The 19596-nt window shown below is 37.9% G+C and carries 19 protein-coding genes and 1 other annotated feature; of the genes, 7 read left to right on the forward strand and 12 right to left on the reverse strand.

The annotated features are described in order from the left end of the window. Nucleotides 1-12: 12 nt before the first annotated feature. From mgtE to AN161_RS21065, 6 genes are all read right to left on the reverse strand, one after another. The gene (mgtE, locus tag AN161_RS21045) at nt 13-1389 is read right to left on the reverse strand and encodes a magnesium transporter (protein WP_053596292.1); all 1377 of its coding nucleotides are present in this window, start codon (nt 1387-1389) and stop codon (nt 13-15) included. A 178-nt stretch (nt 1390-1567) separates the two neighbouring features. After that, nucleotides 1568-1888 carry a hypothetical protein gene (locus AN161_RS29055; protein WP_143114969.1) on the reverse strand — a complete coding sequence of 107 codons (321 nt, stop codon included), beginning with the start codon at nt 1886-1888 and terminating at the stop codon, nt 1568-1570. Nucleotides 1889-2170: 282 nt separating this feature from the next. Further along, nucleotides 2171-3106: an RluA family pseudouridine synthase gene (locus AN161_RS21050; protein ID WP_082340265.1), complete on the reverse strand. Its 936-nt coding sequence runs from the start codon at nt 3104-3106 to the stop codon at nt 2171-2173. Continuing rightward, complete coding sequence (locus tag AN161_RS21055) at nt 3081-3875, reverse strand: NAD kinase (protein ID WP_053596293.1); 795 nt, start codon at nt 3873-3875, stop codon at nt 3081-3083. The genes AN161_RS21050 and AN161_RS21055 overlap by 26 nt, the downstream gene beginning before the upstream one ends. Further along, the gene (locus AN161_RS21060; RefSeq protein WP_053596294.1) at nt 3872-4543 is read right to left on the reverse strand and encodes a GTP pyrophosphokinase family protein; all 672 of its coding nucleotides are present in this window, start codon (nt 4541-4543) and stop codon (nt 3872-3874) included. The genes AN161_RS21055 and AN161_RS21060 overlap by 4 nt, the downstream gene beginning before the upstream one ends. A gap of 62 nt (nt 4544-4605) precedes the next feature. Further along, on the reverse strand, nt 4606-4989 hold the full coding sequence (locus tag AN161_RS21065; protein ID WP_053596295.1) for a hypothetical protein: 384 nt from the start codon (nt 4987-4989) through the stop codon (nt 4606-4608). 395 nt (nt 4990-5384) lie between these two features. On the opposite strand from AN161_RS21065, the gene AN161_RS21070 reads away from it, so the two are divergent. The 5 genes from AN161_RS21070 to AN161_RS21085 all read left to right on the forward strand — a co-directional run bounded on the left by AN161_RS21070 (nt 5385) and on the right by AN161_RS21085 (nt 8710). After that, on the forward strand, nt 5385-5972 hold the full coding sequence (locus tag AN161_RS21070) for a CYTH domain-containing protein (RefSeq protein ID WP_053596296.1): 588 nt from the start codon (nt 5385-5387) through the stop codon (nt 5970-5972). Between the two features lie 120 nt (nt 5973-6092). Continuing rightward, nucleotides 6093-6233, forward strand: a complete 141-nt coding sequence (locus AN161_RS29915) for a hypothetical protein (protein ID WP_158003080.1) — start codon at nt 6093-6095, stop codon at nt 6231-6233. 187 nt (nt 6234-6420) lie between these two features. After that, complete coding sequence (locus AN161_RS21075) at nt 6421-7209, forward strand: lytic transglycosylase domain-containing protein (protein ID WP_053596297.1); 789 nt, start codon at nt 6421-6423, stop codon at nt 7207-7209. A gap of 291 nt (nt 7210-7500) precedes the next feature. Then, on the forward strand, nt 7501-7908 hold the full coding sequence (locus AN161_RS21080) for a globin (protein ID WP_053596298.1): 408 nt from the start codon (nt 7501-7503) through the stop codon (nt 7906-7908). Continuing rightward, nucleotides 7901-8710: a DsbA family protein gene (locus AN161_RS21085; RefSeq protein WP_053596299.1), complete on the forward strand. Its 810-nt coding sequence runs from the start codon at nt 7901-7903 to the stop codon at nt 8708-8710. The genes AN161_RS21080 and AN161_RS21085 overlap by 8 nt, the downstream gene beginning before the upstream one ends. A 580-nt stretch (nt 8711-9290) precedes the next feature. Here the strand turns inward: AN161_RS21085 and pepF are convergent. From pepF to spxA, 4 genes are all read right to left on the reverse strand, one after another. Then, complete coding sequence (pepF, locus tag AN161_RS21090; RefSeq protein ID WP_053596300.1) at nt 9291-11108, reverse strand: oligoendopeptidase F; 1818 nt, start codon at nt 11106-11108, stop codon at nt 9291-9293. Between the two features lie 48 nt (nt 11109-11156). After that, nucleotides 11157-12278: a competence protein CoiA family protein gene (locus tag AN161_RS21095; protein WP_053596301.1), complete on the reverse strand. Its 1122-nt coding sequence runs from the start codon at nt 12276-12278 to the stop codon at nt 11157-11159. Nucleotides 12279-12451: 173 nt separating this feature from the next. Beyond that, nucleotides 12452-13120, reverse strand: coding sequence for an adaptor protein MecA (mecA, locus tag AN161_RS21100; RefSeq protein WP_053596302.1), 669 nt, complete (start codon nt 13118-13120; stop codon nt 12452-12454). Between the two features lie 503 nt (nt 13121-13623). Further along, nucleotides 13624-14019: a transcriptional regulator SpxA gene (gene spxA / locus AN161_RS21105; RefSeq protein WP_024362527.1), complete on the reverse strand. Its 396-nt coding sequence runs from the start codon at nt 14017-14019 to the stop codon at nt 13624-13626. A gap of 621 nt (nt 14020-14640) precedes the next feature. Then, nucleotides 14641-14874 (forward strand) — a binding site (T-box leader). 95 nt (nt 14875-14969) lie between these two features. Here spxA and trpS point away from each other — a divergent pair. Continuing rightward, a complete protein-coding gene (gene trpS / locus AN161_RS21110) occupies nt 14970-15959 on the forward strand; it encodes a tryptophan--tRNA ligase (protein WP_053596303.1) in 990 nt (329 codons plus the stop codon). Nucleotides 15960-16732: 773 nt separating this feature from the next. Here trpS and fabF read toward each other — a convergent pair. Both fabF and AN161_RS21125 read right to left on the reverse strand, forming a co-directional pair. Beyond that, nucleotides 16733-17974, reverse strand: a complete 1242-nt coding sequence (gene fabF, locus AN161_RS21120; protein ID WP_053596305.1) for a beta-ketoacyl-ACP synthase II — start codon at nt 17972-17974, stop codon at nt 16733-16735. Nucleotides 17975-18005: 31 nt separating this feature from the next. Further along, nucleotides 18006-18944 (reverse strand): beta-ketoacyl-ACP synthase III, encoded by a 939-nt coding sequence (locus AN161_RS21125; RefSeq protein WP_053596306.1) that lies wholly within the window; start codon nt 18942-18944, stop codon nt 18006-18008. A 435-nt stretch (nt 18945-19379) separates the two neighbouring features. Between AN161_RS21125 and AN161_RS21130 the strand changes: the two genes are divergently transcribed. After that, nucleotides 19380-19574, forward strand: a complete 195-nt coding sequence (locus AN161_RS21130) for a YjzD family protein (RefSeq protein ID WP_053596307.1) — start codon at nt 19380-19382, stop codon at nt 19572-19574. Nucleotides 19575-19596 lie beyond the last annotated feature (22 nt).

A 19596-nucleotide genomic window follows, 5' to 3' on the forward strand; every position in this document is an offset into this window, starting at 1 on the left:
GGAATTTGGTTCTCAGCCTATTTGGCTTATGAACACTGTCGCTAAACCTAAGTAAATTAAAATACTTGTAATATCATTTAATGTTGTAATAAATGGACCTGATGCGACAGCTGGATCAATCTTCATGCGGTGCATAAGCAGTGGAATAAAAGAACCTGCAAGTGTTGCTACTAAAATAGAACCACAAAGCGCTGCTCCCACAAGCATTCCAAGAATCAACTCTTGTTTCCAAACATAGATAATGCCGATTACAATCAACCCACAAACAATTCCAGACATTAAGCCTGTACCGGCCTCACGTAGTAGTAATTTTAGCTTGCTATGTTCTTCGACATCTCCTGTTGCAATTCCTCGAATAGCTACCGCTAGTGCCTGTGTTCCACTATTTCCAGAAGTACCTGAAATGAGAGGGATAAACACTGCGAGTAACGCAACTTGTTCTAGCGTTGCCTCAAATTGTCCCATCAAATTTGCTGTCAACATCCCTAAAAACAGCAATATGACAAGCCATGGTAATCGTTTTTTAGCCGCTTGTAACGAGGTCGTATCAAATTTATCCATATCGGAAATACCCGCTAATTTAGAGTAATCCTCCGATGCTTCCTCATCAATAACGTCAATAATATCGTCGACTGTGATAATCCCTAGTAATTCTCCCTTGTCGTCGATAACTGGAGTTGCTAAGAAATTATAGTCCTTCATAATTTGAGCAACCTCTTCTTGGTCATCCCCAGCATGCACCATCACAACACGTTCATTCATAATCGAACGTATAAGGGTATCTTCATCAGCAATAATTAAATCACGAAGTGAAATAACGCCTGTTAATCGATGTGCCTCATCAACAACAAAAATATAATAAATGGTTTCGGCATCTGGCGCCTCTTTCCGTAAAATCGCCATCGCTGAACGAACAGTGGAATTTTCTGGTATAGCTACATATTCAGTCGTCATAATAGAACCAGCTGTATCTTCGTCATAGCTTAATAACTCATTAATTTCTTCAGCTGTTTCCTCATCCATCATGCCTAAATAGCTTTCACGTTGTTTCGTATCTAACTCATTTAAAACGTCTGCTGCATCATCCGCATACATATGAGAAAGCATTTCTGCACCATATGACGGATCCATCTCAGCTAGATACGCTGTGTATTCATCATCATCTATTTCGATTGACTCAAAAATATCAGCCATTTCCGTCGGAGACAAGAACGAATAGATGATCTTTCGTATATCAGGTTCCACCTTCTCATAAAACGTTGCCTGATCATATGGATGAAGCTCTAAAAACTCATCGCGGAATGCGTTTATATCATGTGCTTCGAGCATTTCTCGCAAACGTGCTTCGTCGAATTGCACATCATTCTTTTCATTTCTTTCCTCTATCATGCTTGTCCCCTCCTTCCGAGCAATCAATCATTCATACGGGGAATGCCGTAAATCTACCTTTTATATAATAGAGTGTATTGTACCTTTTCTGCAAACCCTTTTTTTACTACTTAGCACTTACGACATCGCTGCAATCCAATTGGATAAATTTGCGGGTAAAAGTTTCTATTTTATCCTATTACCATAACGTGTGGTTGATTTCCGTTCCGACTGGGCGCTTTGTAGCTGCCGCTTTGCTTTCGCTACAGAAAACATTTGTTGTTGCTGTCGCTTTCGCACAGATAAAACAATTGTTGCTGTCGCTTCGCTTTCGCACAGATAAAACAATTGTTGCTGTCGCTTCGCTTTCGCACAGATAAAACATTTGTTGCCGCTTCGCTTTCGCACAGATAAAACATTTGCTGTCGCTCCGCTTTCGCACAGATAAAACAATTGTTGCTGTCGCTTCGCTTTCGCGCAGAGCTTCCTGGGGGCGTCCGAGGAGTCGCCCAGTCTCCACTACAATCAACTTATATACCTAACATACATTCAAAAAAAATGTCATGCTCAACTATGGTACTGAGCCTAAAAAACCTCTACTCTACTTTATCCTACAATCACTTTCTTTTCTGTTAACGTGCTGTTAAGAAAACTTATTACTTTTATAGAAAATAAAATGATAAGGAGATGCCCGTTTGTGCGAACATCTCCTTACATAAACATGATTTAGTAATAGTTTTACACAATTAGTGAACTAAAGACTGTTTAGATAGTCTTCGGTATAGTGTAGTTTTTCCAAAATTCAAGCTAAGGAGTCATTTAATAATCGCTGCATATCTTCGTTTAAGTTACTTGTGAATTGTAAACTCTTACCTGTCAAAGGATGAAGCATCTTTAAGGACACACAATGTAGGGCTTGTCTATTAATATGTTCACGACTTCCGCCATAAAGTTCATCTCCAACAAGTGGATGTCCCAGATAGGCCATATGTACACGAATTTGATGTGTACGCCCCGTGTGCAACTTTAGTCGTATATGTGTCAGCGGCTCATCCTGTAAATAAAAACATCTTAAAATTTCCACATCTGTATGGGCAAATTGACCGTCTTCACGCACTTCTCGCTCAATGATACTCGTCTCTTTACGTCCAATAGGAGCAATGATTGAGTGTATATCTTGTGCAACATGTCCATGTACAATCGCTTCATATTGTCGAGAAATTGCTCCATTGCGCTGTGCAAGCCCCGTTAAATGATGGATATGAGCATGTTTAGCAATGCATAACAAACCAGAAGTATCACGATCAAGTCTCGTTACGATATGGGCAGTAGATGCTAGACCTTGCTGCTGAAAATGACCGCACACTAGATTGGCTACACTTTGTGTTGGGTGCTCTCGTGAAGGAATCGTACTCTGATGTGCTGGCTTATTAAGCACTAAGATAGTTTCGTCTTCATAAACAATAGCAAGTTCACCATACTCAACAGCGAGCCCTTCACTTTTTTCTTCGGGGGGAAATTTAACTTCAACTCGATCCCCAACGTGAAGAGGATGTCTAACATTGCGTTCGACATCATTCACTGTCAGTAAGCCCCCATCAAATTTAATGGCCGTTAAAGCTCGCTTAGAGATGCGCCATTCAGTTAAGGCCTCCCGTAGTAGTTGACCTTCCTTTTGTGCTATAAAATGCAGTGTAAATCTTGTATCCATCTCACTCATTTGCCACGAATGATTCATGTACTCGTTCCCAGAATGGGAATGGACGGAAACGTGCAAAACGCACTCTTTCATTTGCTACATTAAATGCAATCGACTTCACATCGCCTTGCGTAACTTGTAAATGATCAACTGTCATATTAAAGTTTTGTTCATTAACTGGACGTAAAATACAGTGATGGTGTGCTGGTAATATGAGCGGTGAACCAACTGTACGGAAGACGCGGTTATTGATAGATGCTATTTCAGTAATTTGGAGTGCTGCTAAAGTCGGGTGAATAATTGCTCCACCGAGGGCTTTATTATAAGCTGTACTACCAGAAGGAGTTGACACACAAAGACCGTCTCCACGGAAACGTTCAAACTGATTGCCATTTAACTCAACATCCATAACAAGTGTGACGTCAGGTGATTTCACGGTTGCTTCATTTAACGCTAAATACGTATTGGACTCCGCATTATGATGCTCCACCTTTACCTCTAATAGTGGATACTCCACAACATTAAAGTCCTTTTTGGCAATGGACAAAACAAGCTTTTCTAATTCAGATGGCTTCCAATCCGCATAAAATCCTAAATGTCCTGTATGGATACCTACGAAGGCAACCTGATCTAGCAAATGAGCATATCGATGAAAGGCATGTAATAATGTGCCATCTCCTCCAATAGAGATTACGATTTCAGGCGCTTCTTCATCATAAGTTAACCCAAAATCCTGCAAATACGTTCTGGCTAGCTCCATTAATTCGTTCGATTGTGCATCTCTACGTGATTGAATGGAAAATTTCATTGTGTGTCACGCTCCTTCTCCGATAGTAAATTAGGATTCGATGCTTCTTTGTATTCACTAAAATAGGCTTGCGCTTCTTGAATCTCACTGCGAATGGACGACATTTCCTCATCCAATCGAAAGGCGGCTTCTGCTGCACTTTGAAGGCGATTTTTTATTTCCTCAGGGAACATGCCTTTATATTTATAATTTAGTGAATGCTCAATAGATGCCCAGAAATTCATGGCAAGCGTTCTTATTTGAATTTCAGCTAATACCACTTTTTTCCCTTGTATCGTCTCTACAGGATATTCCACAATCATATGGTATGAACGGTATCCACTTGGCTTATTATGTGTAATATAGTCACGCTCTTCCACTACACGCATATCTTTACGTTGACGTATTAGCTCTGTAACTGTTGAAATATCATCTACAAATTGACACATAATACGAAGGCCTGCGATATCACCTAGCTCATCACCTAGTTGTTTAGAAGGCTCAAAGTTTAGTCCTTTTTCTAATGTTTTATCGTATATACTTGCTAAAGGCTTTACACGTCCAGTAACAAATTCAATTGGTGAATTTGCATTAACAATACCAAATTGCGAACGCATACCTTTTAATTTTACTTTTAACTCATCTACTGCTTGTTTATAAGGACTTAAAAATATTTCCCATTGTCCCATCGCAAAAACCTCCCGACATTCGGTATCGAACAAAACCAACACCGTCTGTTCGTTTTGTCTTTTTATTCAGCGAGAATTGCCTTGAAGTGTTGTTCCACCGCTTGGACAAATTCCGCTCCATAATTGTAATTTCCTTCAATATTATACACGAGCATTTCCAATTCATCGTAAAAATTTGTAAGTTCAATAACTTCTTTACCTAATTGGAGCTTTGGATTTTGCTTTTTCTGTAAAATATGTACAAGTTGATCCCAACTACTCGGTGAAAAACGCAAGTAATGGTAATCCTCTCCTGCATCAAGTAAATAAATAAACGCAAAGTCATCAGAATCTGCAATTAATTGTGCAGCAGGTTTTAACTGTAAATTTACTTCAATGTCGTTTAAACTAAAATGAAGTTGCTCGTTTTCAAAATTCAATGTTTCTATTGTATAAATTTTACGCACATGCGGTTCCCCTTTTCGTCTTACTCTTCCTCTTATTTTAGCATACAGGGTACTTAGTTGCAGTGTGTAAATATTAAATCAACGAATTAAACTTTAACTCATAAGCATAACGTAGGGTTGATTGCATGGTATACGCTTTAACAAATGTCATCCCAATCTTTTGATGATGAGCCAACCTAAAAAAGTGTGTTGATAAACCATTTTGAAAATAGGTAGGTTGACTTTTTCTGTAAGGTGTAACACGTAGACGTTATCATAGGCTGGTTTTTCTCGTATTTCTCCTACTGGAGTGAGCACCTTCGCCACAGAGAAAAGGAAATAACCAATATCACGACAAGCTATCTATCTCTTAATCAACACATGCGTGAAAAAATAAAATAAACAGGTGAGCATAAATGGCACAACAACTTGAAATCGAATTTAAAAACCTCTTAACAAAACAACAATACGAGCATTTATTACAAGAGTTCCATATTCTCGAAAATGCTATTCATCGTCAAACAAATCATTATTTTGACACACCTTCTCAAGCTATTCGGAAACTACAAAGCGGGCTCCGTATCAGACAAATCGACAAATATTATGAATGTACCTTAAAAGAAAAAAGTGCAGAACATGAACATTTAGAGACTACTGATGAATTAACTGCTGAGCAAGCTAAAAAAATGCTTGTTGGTGAAGGCTTCTATGCCCAAGAGGTAGCCAATAGACTAGCTTTATATAACATTCCTTTAGAAGAATTAGAAGTATTTGGTTCGCTGACAACTGATCGTGTCGAAATTCCTTATAAAGATGGTCTTCTAGTGTTTGATCATTCTTTCTATTTGCAGTGCGACGATTATGAGGTAGAATATGAAACAAAAGATGCAATAAAAGGAAATGCAATCTTCGACGAATTTCTACAGCAATATGGTATCAAAAAACAGACTGCGGATAAAAAAATCGCACGCTTTATGAAAGCATTACAAATGAATAAAAAATAATACTAATAGTAATTATGCCTCGGCATAATTGCGTCCGGAATCGGCTTTGTGCTTAGGCCTGCAGATATTTTTTGTGCGAAAGCGCAGTGCTAACGTAGCGGCAGCAACAGGGTTTTGTCTGTGCGAAAGCGAAGCGGCAGCAGCAGGGGGTTTGTCTGTGCGAAAGCGAAGCGGCAGCAACAGGGGTTTGTCTGTGCGAAAGCGAAGCGGCAGCAACAACAGGATGCAGGTCAGTTAGCCGTTATCGCATGGATGCGATGATTTTAGGCTAACATCCTATGTGAACTCCTTTCCGATTCTGTGACATCCGGCGGAGGCATTAGATCAACGTCATGTTGGTCACTCAGTCTTTGCCACAGGACGTGGCATTCTTAGACTAAGTTCCTCTATTTCTGCGGATGTTGCTAAAATAAATTAACCAGTATAACAAGAAAGGGTGACCAACTCCTTGGATATCCAATCACTCAGAACTTTACTTGAAATTCAAGCAATGCAAACATTAGGCTCTACAGAAAATTCATCGTCAAACAATCTTACAGACAGTAATTCTATGTTTTCAGACATGATTAGCGAATTGCTCGGCGACGCAACGACTGCTAATAGTGCAAAATTATCTAGTATGCTGGGGAGTGTATCAAGCGCTTCGTCATTAATGAACCAGCTTAGTAGTTTAAATGGGTTGTCTGAAAACGTGGGAAATAGTGCGTATCAATCATTGCTATATCAAGGTTCTAATGCAGTCTTTATCCCTACTTCTGTACAGGCAGCATTAGCAAACACACAATCTAGTACAAAACTCGACTCCTATGTTTCAGATAATGTTATTGGTTCAACAGCGTATGCCAATGCATTAGCAGGAGCGAATCAATACGCTTCGATTATTGAAAAGGCAGCATCTACATATAATGTACCTAAAAAACTTATCGCTGCAGTGATTAAGCAAGAGTCTAATTTTAATTCAAATGCAATTAGTCATGCTGGAGCACAGGGATTAATGCAATTAATGCCAAAAACAGCGCAATATTTAGGGGTTACAAACTCTTTTGATCCTGAACAAAATATTATGGCAGGGGCCAAATATATACGCCAAATGCTAGATAAATTTGATAACGATCCAACGTTAGCGTTAGCTGCTTATAACGCGGGAGCTTCACGCGTGACAAAGTATGGTGGCATTCCTCCTTTCAAAGAAACACAGAATTATGTCAAAAAAGTGATGAATTACTACACAGCTTAATCGCATAATCACTGTTATTACGGTCCTTTTCGGCAAATTTCACCCATAGTGGTGAAATTTGTGCTTTTCTAGCGAGAAACATTTGGAAAGAGCGCTTTATTTGTATAAACGAAAATACGTTGATAGAATGAAAGTAGTCACAAGAAATTCACATTTTAGAAGATGACAAACTATCCATTATTCCTTGGCGTAAACATTCAGCTCATCACCGATAGAGGTGAGAGTCTTCTACTGAATGAAGATATAAAATTATACTTTTACGATATAAAGAATAAAAGGAGCATATAACTTATGAGTCGAAAATACACTGTTCCTTATGAGGAGCTGGGAGCTGAAAAACTTTCAGAGCTTATTCATGCGTTTTATAAAAGAGTTGCTCAGCATCCTAATCTTATTCCAATCTTTCCGAAAGATTTGACAGAGACAGCCCGTAAGCAAATTCAATTTCAAACACAGTACTTAGGTGGACCAAATCTTTTTACTGAAGAGCATGGACATCCAATGATGCGTGCACGTCATATGAATTTTCCGATTACACCTGATCGTGCTCAAGCTTGGCTCGAATGTATGTCCGAAGCAATGGACGAAGTTGGTTTGGAAGGGAAGTTCCGCGAAACTTATTATCAACGATTAGTATTAACAGCTCATCACATGGTTAATACGCCAAATGACGATGAGGGGGAATTATTACGTGAATAATATTCAAATGCTGCAAGAGCCAACTCCTGTGATTTCTACTGCTAATAAGCCTATTGAATTGTATATTTTCGTAGATCCACTTTGTCCTGAAGCTTTCAGTATGCAAGCAATTCTTCGTAAGTTACAGCTAGAGTACAATCATTACTTTACATGGCGCCTTGTACTAAGCACAGAGCTAGCCTCTTTAAATTGTTTAAGTAAGCGCGTAAAGGGTTGTGCATCGGGCATTGAACTCGACATAAATCATCCTGTTTTACCATCTATCGCTATTAAGGCAGCAGAGTTACAGGGTAAACGTGCAGGAGCACGCTATTTGTTGAAACTACAAGAATATGTATTACTAAACCATCAAGATGTAAATTCCTATGCTACGCTTTTAAAAATTGCTGAGGATGTTCGATTAGACATGAGTGAATTCACTGCAGACTTTGGTTCAAAGGAAACAGCTCGTGCCTTTCAGTGCGATTTATATATTAAACGCGAAATGGAAGTTGATGAAGTACCTAGCGTTGTATTTTTCAATGAATGTATTGAAGATGAGGGTCTTAAAGTTAGTGGTAGCTATTCCTATGAAGTTTATGAACATATTTTACAAGAGATGATGGATGAACAACTTGTGCGTCAACCATTACCAACAATAGAAGAGTTATTTACAAGATTCCATACGCTCTCAACAAATGAAATAGCTTTCATCTACTCATTAACAGAGCAAACAGCTGAACGTGAATTAAAGAAACGTATGCTGCAACAAAAGATTGAACGAATTCAGACAGATCACGCTACACTATGGCGTATTAAATAATGCAATTATATTATTATTCTAAGAAGCTCCTAAAAATAAAAGCAAGTGAAGTTTTCTTCACTTGCTTTTATTTTTCTTTTATTAGCCCCATCATTAACTTTCTTTCGGATTATAAGGCTCTATATATTTATCGGAATGTTCTAGTGATTTATCGGAACATATTAGTAATTTGTCGGAACGTTTCAGCGATTTATCGGAACATTTTTGAGTTTTATCGGAATACTTGGCTGTTTGATCGAGATTTATAACAAAATAAAAGAAGCGCCACTATCCTCGACAGATAGTGACGCCTCTCTTTCACAAAGGGGATGGGAGAAATGTTCACGTTCAAACAAAGGGGTGTATGTTTGTTTTGTGATTTATTTCACATGAATCAATTTATCATGGAATAATAAATTTAGCAATATATCCGATGTTAGATTCACAAATTTGTCAAATAGAAAGCGATTACAAACAGTATTTTTTCAAGAAACACACTTTTAAACATTTAGAAATCAAAAAAAATCATTATTCTTTAATTTTTTATTGTTAAACTTATCATAGAAAAAAGGCTGTAGTAATTTCCCTACAGCCTTCCCAATTAATTATTCAACAATAATTTTTCTAACTCATTTAAGCGTTCTTCAAATACTTTACATGCATCATCAATCGGTTTTGCCACGTTCATGTCAACACCTGCTGACTTTAATACCTCAATTGGGAAATCAGAGCAGCCTGCTTTTAAGAAGTTATTAATATAACGTTCTACAGCTGGTGCACCCTCTTCTAAAATTTGTTTACTTAATGCTGTTGCAGCTGCTTTACCTGTAGCATATTGATACACATAGTAATTATAGTAGAAGTGCGGAATACGAGCCCATTCTAAGCCGATTTCCTCATCTACAACAATATCCTCGCCGAAGTATTGTTTATTTAAATTATAGTAAACCTCTGTTAAACGCTCTGCTGTTAAAGATTCACCGTTCTTATCCATTTGATGGATTAGATGTTCAAATTCAGCAAACATTGTTTGTCTGAAAACAGTGCTTCTGAAGCCGTCTAACCAATGATTTAATAAATAAATTTTCTGTTGTGGATCTTCAATTGTTTTCAGTAAATAATCATTTAACAGTTCTTCATTACATGTCGAAGCTACTTCAGCTACAAAAATAGAATAGTCGCCATAAACAAACGGCTGCGTTTTACGTGAATAGTAACTGTGTACACTATGACCAAATTCATGAGCTAGTGTAAACAGATTATTAACATTGTCTTGCCAATTCATTAAAATGTATGGATTTGTTCCAAAGGCACCTGAAGAGTACGCACCACTGCGTTTCCCTCTGTTTTCTAAGACATCCACCCAGCGGTTATCAAGACCACTTTGAACAATACCTTGGTATTCCTCACCAAGTGGCGCTAAAGCCTTTACTAAAATATCTTTCGCTTCGTCGTAAGTGACTTTCATGTCGACTTCCTTAACGAGTGGCGCAAATAAATCCCACATATGCAGTTCGTCTACGCCTAAAAGCTTTTTCCGTAATGAAATATAGCGCTGCATAGCTGGCAAATGTTTATGGATTGTTTCCACCAATTGATCATAAACATTTTCTGGAATGAAGTTATTAGACATTGCCGCATGGCGTGCAGAATCATAATTACGAATGCGTGCGCTGACATTATGTTTCTTAACATTGCCAGTTAATGTAGCCGAAAACGTATTTTTAAAGTTGCCATAAATTTCGTACATTGCTTTAAAGGCATTTTCACGAACAGAACGATCTTTGCTTTCTAAAAATTTAATGTAGTTGCCGTGTGTTAACTGTACTTCTTCCCCATCTTCATTTTTCACTTTAGGGAAGACCATATCAGCGTTGTTTAACATACTAAATGTATTGGAAGCTGTACTTGTAACCTCAGACATTTGTGCAAGTAATGCTTCCTGTTCTGCTGGTAATACGTGCGGACGTGCCATCGTTATTTCTTTTAAGGATTGCTTATACAGTTGTAAATCTTTATTTTCTGTTAAGTAACGTTCTATAGTTTCTTCACTCAATGATAAAATCTCTGGTGTTAAAAACGATAGAGCAGCTGAAATACTAGTCGCCAATGTTTGAATACGACTATTCATATCCTGATAGAAGCTATTTGTCGTATCTTGGTCATAACGCATATGTGCATACGTGTAAAGCTTCATTGTACGTTCATAAATATCATCATGGTAAGTTAAAACCGCCAATAATGCATCTGCCCCATCGTTTAACGTACCTGCATAGCTAGGTGCCTTTTTTGCAATTTCTGCAATTTCCTTATATTCATCTTCCCATAGAGCGTCGGTTGCAAATATATCCTCCAAGCGCCAAGTTAATTCTTCTGGAACTTCATTTCTTAATAAAACTTGATTGCTGTTACTAGCCATGTGGCAGCCCCCTTTATATGTGAGTTTTTCTTATACTCTCATATTTTCTCAGTATATTGTGGCAATTGCAAATAAATGTGTATACACTTGCTCACGTATATTTGGATAATAGTCAGTTTTTTGATAACTTTTCTCAAGCACCATTCCATAATTTTTGATAGCCTGTACTGCTCGAGCTGTAACCTCTACATTGTGTTGGATTAAAAACGATCGAATATCCTCATCGCATAATTCATGAGGCAGTAGCAGTAATCGTCGACTAAAATGATGCAAAATCGTTTGCCACTCAACGGAGAACATCTGAATCGCCTCCGCGTCTTTTACCGGGACACCAACGTAATCAGGCATAGCAGTAAGTGCAAAACGTAACTCATAACTACTTCGTAAAAATGAATCTTGCACCCCTTTTTTACTATGTAATAATCGCTGATACACGAATTGTTTACAAAGCTTTTTATAAAGTTGCCAATAAAGAGGAAATTCCTCTTTCGTAATTGATTTAGGCTCATAAAAGGGAAAATGCTGCTTGTGAATAGGTACTTCTTGTACTTTGCCTATAAAAGTATGCCCATGAACATGAAGAAGATTCGTCCAATAAATAAATCTTGATGTCTTTGCATCATAGGTCACTAAATAAGACACGCCTCGCGTTGAAGTAGTTATCACTTTTTGCATAATCGGAGAAATAAAAATCTTTTGGATACCTTGATTGGATTGTTTTTGAGGTGTTTGAAAAAGCCACAATGGTTGTATAGAATTTTTCGCATATCCAGATGTACGCAATAACCACTTTTCATGAGAGATTGAGCTACATTGAAATTCTATAGCAATTTGCTTTTGCTTTTTTGTCACAAGCATATCTGGTCGCTGCGAAAGTTCTGGTAAATAAGGCTCCAGCTTTACTGTATGCCCGAGTTTTCTCAGCCATTCAAATAATTGAAGTTTTCCTTGTAAATGAAGTTGGGATTCACCCTCTGCAAATAACTGTACACAGCTGTTATCAGCGATATGAGCAAAATGAGGTATATTATATTGCCCGATCTTTAATTGGACGGGCTGTAGGCATTGAGGACAATAAAATTTCATCTGTCGCCTATATCGTTGTAAGTCTTCCCTCGAATATTGGTATGGAAGAAAAGGCTGCTGCTGCTCATTATAGGCAATAAGCATAAAATCATCTCCTTTTTCACTTATAGTAAAGGAGTTTTTTTATAGCAACAAATAAATAACGGTTTTTTCTTGAAATTTTAAAAATGCTACCTTTTAAAAAAAAGACTGTAAACCAACTTGATTATTATCAAGTTAGTCTACAGTCTAAGCCCTTGAATCAGGTGCTCATTACTTTAAATAAAATATTTTCGTACTGTTTCAAAGCAATTAAATTCCATAATTTTATCGCCATATTCCTCTAGGCGATGAATTGTGAAATTCGATGGTAATAAAAATTCTTTGATGACTGCATTTCTATCGTGACGATTTAGATCATCATCTGCATTCACGAAGTCAACTACTAAATAGTACCAATCTTCATATTTGAATAATGAGGAATCCACTAATTCATCTGTCATGCGTTTCGCTACAGGGATTAACTCATCAATATCTTTAAATTTATAAACATAAATGTCTGTATCCATAAACAATTCTGACTCATCCATGTCACCGAATTGAGTTAGTTGACTGAGAAGATCTTCTCCTACGTCGTCGAATGGGGCAAACATTTCTTTGTGTTCATCAAAATGCGAATGACCATCTAAGGATTCACCGTCTTTTAAAATATGTGCACGTGTGACAATGATTTCCAAGCCTACGTCAGACGCATTGATATGAATCCAAATCGGACCTTCTACATCAAAATAATCCTCTGTGTTTACTTCATCAATCATATCCCAAAAAAGTTGTTCACCCTTTGCTCGATTGTACCAAATCTCTTCACGACTATAGCCGCGATCCTCTATATCATTGTACGTAATAAAGAGCTTGAGTGTATTTTCGTTTACACGTTCGATGTCCACTAGACCTCATCTCCCTTCACTGTCATTTGTCGAAAAACAGTTTTGTTTCATTAGTATGCTTTTATTCATTATTTTTAACCTTCATACTCCGTTTGTTTTTCAACCTTTGACCACACTACAGTAAAACCGTCGAGCAACTGCATTAATCAATGACGCCTTGGCGTAATTGCATCCGGAGGCTTTACCTTCATTTAATCTTTAAACTAAATGAAGATAAGTTTTTTGTTCACAGTTGTCTCTAATTCTATTGTATGCTGTTCTGTCATAAAATGAAAAGGATATACACCGTTTCACAGAAGATATTTGAATTATTGAAATTGTAGTAAACTATTAAGCTTAAATCAAGTTTAACATACTTTTACGGAAATATATGACTTTCCCCTATTAATTATTATACTTTATATAGAAGGTTTTACATAAGTAAAACACAAAAAAATAGATGCCACAATATGCTGGTTGCATTTGTAACATCTAATACTTATTATATGCAGAATACAAGGATTTTAGTTCACCATGCGCTGCGCTTCTTGTAATTGATAAGCACGAACCTTGCGAGGAAGGAAACGACGAATTTCATCCTCGTTGTAGCCAACCTGTAAGCGTTTCTCGTCTAAAATAATTGGACGACGTAATAAACCTGGATACTCTTGAATTAATTCATATAAGCGTTGTAATGGTAAGCTTTCAACATCAACATTTAATTTTTGGAAAATTTTTGAGCGAGTTGAAATAATTTCATCCGTACCATCCTCTGTCATACGCAAAATTTCTTTAATTTCACTAATGCTTAACGGTTCGGAAAATATGTTACGTTCTGTATATGGGATTTCATGCTCCTCTAACCATGCTTTCGCTTTTCGGCAAGACGTACAACTTGGTGATGTAAATAAAGTTACTATCATACTGACACATCCTTTCCTTATAATCATTATCTATAAACCAGTGTGTTAAATTAGAATTAATGTAATGTAGATCTACATACCATTATACAGTACTCTGTGGTGTTTGAATATAGTCCCAACAAAAAAAAGAACAGTTTTATCACGAAATTTTCTGTTTATTTATACAGCTTTCAAAGTAGTTACTTCTTTGCATGAACTACTAATAATATTCCCATTAGCAGAGCATTTTAAACACTCATTTCTTGATTGTTTTTGTTCTCATTTAAAAACTTTAAACGAGAATATTGTAGATTCAGTGTGTACAATCCTAGACGTTTATTTACTAATATTGGTTGCATTTTCAAATAAATAGTTCATCACCATAATGTTTGGTTGATTTCCGTTCCGCCTAGGCGCTTTCCTGGGATGTGTATAGATAAAAAAAGCAGCGAAAATAGCATATAATTTTTTTCCGAGAATGAACACCGCCAAAAGTCTGACTTTACAGATTTTCCGAACGAGAAAACCCATCACTTGCATTTCACCGAGCCTTTATAATATAATTTTTTGCAATCAATCAATTATGTCTTTAGTGAGTTCATCTCATCCATACACTTGGAAGACAGTTATTGAACTAAATAAAAAGCGCTGACGAAGAGTAGTACATATGCGATTTACACGTTTAGAGAGTCTGTGGTTGCTGCAAACAGATCGTGTAAGCATTTGGAATGGACTTCTGAGTTAGCTTTGTGAACGTTTAAGTATAATTACTTGAGTCTATTAGCAAAGCTCGTCCCTTCACGTTACGAAGTAGAGTGGCCTTTATAGGCAAGCTGGGTGGTACCGCGGATTCAAACATCATTCGTCCCTTCATTAGACTAATAATGAGGACGCATGATGTTTTTTATTTTGGGTTTTAACTACTTTCAGCAACAATCTTAGGGACGAAATTCAAGGAGGAAATGACAATGACAACTATTTTTTCAGGCGTACAGCCAACGGGTATTGTAACTTTAGGGAACTATTTAGGTGCATTTAAGCAATTCCCTGCATTACAAGATGAAGGAGATGCTGTTTACTGTATCGTCGATCAGCATGCAATAACAGTGGCACAAGATCCAAAAGATTTACGTCAAAATATTCGCAACCTAGCAGCTACGTATATTGCTACTGGTATCGATCCTAAAAAATCTACATTATTTATTCAATCAGAAGTGCCAGCTCATGCGCAGGCAGGCTGGATGTTACAATGTGTTGCATCGATTGGTGAGCTTGAACGTATGACACAATTTAAAGATAAATCTCACGGTAAGGAAAGCGTATCTGCCGCTCTTTTAACCTACCCACCATTGATGGCAGCAGACATCCTTTTGTATAACACAAACATTGTTCCTGTCGGTGATGATCAGAAGCAGCATATTGAGCTTACTCGTGATCTAGCAGAGCGCTTTAACAAACGTTATGGTGACGTATTAACGATCCCTGAAATTCAATTACCTAAAGCAGGAGCTCGTATCAAATCACTACAAGAACCTACAAAGAAAATGAGTAAATCAGATCCAAATACAAAAGCGACAATCAAACTTTTAGATTCAGCAAAAGATATTGAGAAAAAAATTAAGTCTGCTGTTACTGACTCTGATGGTATTGTGGCATTTGATGCGGAAAATAAACCTGGCGTTTCCAATTTACTAACAATCGAATCTGCCATTTCAGGTGTATCTATTGACGATCTTGTGAAAAAATATGAAGGCGTTGGATACGGTGGTTTCAAGCAAGGTGTTGCATCAGCAGTTATTGATCACCTGACACCAATTCAAGAGAAGTTCTATAATTTGGTAGAATCCTCAGAATTAGATATTATTTTAGACGAAGGTGCTGAAAAGGCAAACGCTATTGCCAGCGCTACATTAAAACGCATGGAAGCAGCAATGGGCCTTGGTCGTGCACGTCGCTAAAACGAAAAATTTATCATAGAGATGATCGGAAGAGCTTGGCCAAAAAGAGAGCAGTTTAAGAGTTACATCTTATCTTTTTCATTTACAGTTTTATCATAACCAAGATCGAGCACAACAGCGCATAATATAACGGCTGATCCAATGGCCATATAAAATGCTGATGTTTGTGCCATGAACTTAAAAACTACTAGCCAGGAATATCCGAGTGTCCGATAATTCAAATACAAGATGAGATTCCCTATGGAAAGAATCAATAAGCCATAGCTCATTAAAAATAAAAAGAGTCGGAACAAGATAAGGGCATCCTTTCTATTTTCTTCTTAATTATCATCTATTCACAAAACTATAAAAAAAGACGTCAGCCACGTAAATTGGGCTGACGTTTTTTATGTTGATCATATAAAGTAAGAACCTTATGCAAAACGAGAGGTTGATTTCCGTTCCGGCTGGGCGCTTTGTTGCTGTCGCTACGCTTTCGCACAGAGCAAAGCTTCCTGGGGGCGTCGGGGCAACAGGATGTTGGTCACGAAGGCGTTATCACAGGACGTGATGCTTTTAGCCTTCGTTCCCCTACCCGCTTCACTCGCGTTGCTCGCTCCAGGGTCTCGGGCCAACACGATGTTGGTCACGAAGGCGTTATCACAGGACGTGATGGTTTTAGCCTTCGTTCCCCTATCGCTGATCCCCAAGGAGTCGCCTAGCCTTCACTCCAATCAACCACTTTACTAGCGTGTATCTTCTGATATGTCACTCTAATTTTTTGTTTTACTTTATTATTCCTCGATTTTTTTGAATAGTAGACTAGCGTTGTGTCCACCAAACCCAAGTGAGTTACTCATAGCATATTTAATATCTGCCTCTCGAGCTTCATTCGGCACATAATCTAAATCACATTCTGGATCTGGATCTGTTAGATTAATTGTCGGCGGTAGAATGCCTTCTTTCAGTGCTAGCGCTGTGAAAATAGCTTCAACACCACCAGCTGCGCCTAATAAGTGACCTGTCATTGATTTTGTAGAACTCATTGCAAGCTGATAAGCATGTTCACCAAAGACAGTTTTTACTGCCTGTGTTTCAAATAAATCATTATATGGTGTACTTGTTCCATGTGCGTTAATATAGTCTACTTGTGAAGCTTCTACGCCACCGTCAGTTAAAGCTTGCATCATTGCACGGGAAGCACCTTCCCCTTCTGGAGCTGGAGCTGTAATATGATGAGCATCTCCTGTTGCACCATAGCCAAGAACCTCCGCATAGATTTTTGCACCGCGTGCTTTTGCGTGCTCATATTCTTCCAAAATGACAATACCCGCGCCTTCCCCGATAATGAAACCATCACGATTTTTATCAAATGGACGGCAAGCTGTTTGTGGATCTGTATTTAAAGATAATGCAGTATTTGCACAGAAACCTGCCACTGCCATTGTAACGATTGGCGACTCAGCCCCACCAGAAATCATGACATCTGCATCGCCACGTTCAATTACTTTAAAAGCATCACCAATCGAGTTTGTACCTGAAGCACAAGCAGTTACTGAACAAGAGTTAATGCCCTTTGCACCTAAGTGAATCGACACTTGACCTGAAGCCATATCTGGAATCATCATTGGAATAAAGAAGGGACTTACCCGTCTTGCTCCACGTTCTTGGAATGTTAAAAATTGTTGTTCGTATGTTTCCATTCCACCGATTCCAGAGCCAATCCAGACACCTGCACGTGGTGCTAGCTCTTCATCGATTGTTAATTGTGCATCTTCCATCGCCATGATGGACGCTGCTAGGGCATAATGTGTAAAGCGATCCATTTTACGAGCCTCTTTACGCTCGATATATTTTTCAATATCGAAATCTTTCACTTCAGCGGCAATTTTTGCTGCAAATTGATCTTTATTTAAACGTGTTAACTCGCCAACACCAGATTTTCCAGCTTTAATGTTAGCCCATGTTTCTTCGATGCTATTTCCTAGTGGTGTAACTGCGCCAATTCCTGTAATTACTACTCGTCGTTTACTCATTGTCTTACTCCCCTCAAGCATTTTTTCGTTATTATTTTCCCCATCTCATTGCAACGGCGCCCCATGTTAAGCCACCGCCAAATCCAACAAGTACTAATATATCATCATCTTTTATCTTACCTGCTTCAAGCTCATCTACCAAGGAAATACCAATAGATGCTGCCGACGTATTCCCGTATTTGTGAATCGTTTTTGACATTTTTTCCGGTGGCAACTCTAGACGCTCACGAGCAGATTCCATAATTCGAATATTTGCCTGATGCGGCACTAAAAAATCTACGTCTTCTTTTGTTAAACCTGCTTTATCTAATACGTTTACTGCAGATTCACCCATTTGACGTACGGCAAACTTAAATACTTCACGGCCGTTCATAGCGATTGTGTCCTGCTGTGTTAAATACAAATTCTTCCCACCTGTACCATCAGCTCCAAGCTCAAATGATAAAATACCTCTACCTTCTGATACTGGTCCAACAATGGCTGCACTTGCACCGTCACCGAATAATACAGCAGTATTGCGATCTTCCCAATCAACTACTTTCGACAGCTTTTCAACACCTACTACTAAGACATATTTATAAGTATTTGATTCTACAAACTGCTTTGCTGTCACTAAACTATATATAAATCCTGCACAAGCTGCCGCCTGGTCCATCGCTGCTGCATTGACTGCTCCAATTTGCTCCTGAACCATACATGCTACACTTGGAAACGTTTGATCTTGTGTTACAGTTGCTACAAGTATTAAGCCTATTTCCTCAGGTGTAATACCTGCTTTTGCAATAGCCTCTTTAGCAGCAGCTACTGCTAAATCTGAAGTTTCCTGATCATCTGCTGCAAAATGACGTTCTTCAATCCCCGTGCGAGTTCGAATCCATTCATCCGAAGTGTCCATAATTTTTTCTAAATCAAAATTTGTAACAACCTTCTCTGGAACGTATTTACCTATTCCTATAATACCAGCGTTCATATAGCAACCCCTCCGCTTTTTACTATCAATTATTAGTAACTGGTCATAATTATAACTCATAATGAAGGAGAGGTGCAAGGTGAATTAAATTTAACGTCTTAAAACTAGTAGTATCAAGGGTTTTAATGATATGTGCATTTTTAAAAAAGATGAGAAATAATAGGCGTATCACCAAAAATTGTGGATGACATTTGTTAAACCGTATGCTGATTGGAGTGAGGGTTGGGAGACTTCTTGGGGATCAGCGTCACAGATGAGACCCTGGAGTGGAGCGAATGTTTTCTGTGCGAAAGTGGGCTTCCTGAAGCTCACTTCCGTGACAAATTCGCCATGATTAACAGAAAAGGTTCTTTTTTTTTCGATTTATGTTATGATATGATAATGAATATGTAGTAAAACTTTATGATATAAAAAAGTTCGGTTGAGGTGAAATTAATGCAATATATCGTAACATTCATATGGTCATTCCTACTAGTTTCAATGTTAAACTACGTAGTAAGCTCTGTACTTGGTGCACCATTTGATTTCCAAATTGGTGTAGTCATGTCGGTTGTATTCACAATTCTTGTATTCATTATTGGTGCAATCATTCCAAACGAATCAACTCCAGAAGCTGTAGACCATCATTAATTCAACTAAAAAAAAACCTGTT

Origin of the sequence: Lysinibacillus sp. FJAT-14222, from assembly GCF_001278875.1 — a bacterium.
In the GTDB taxonomy this organism is placed as follows: Bacteria; Bacillota; Bacilli; order Bacillales_A; family Planococcaceae; genus Lysinibacillus; species Lysinibacillus agricola.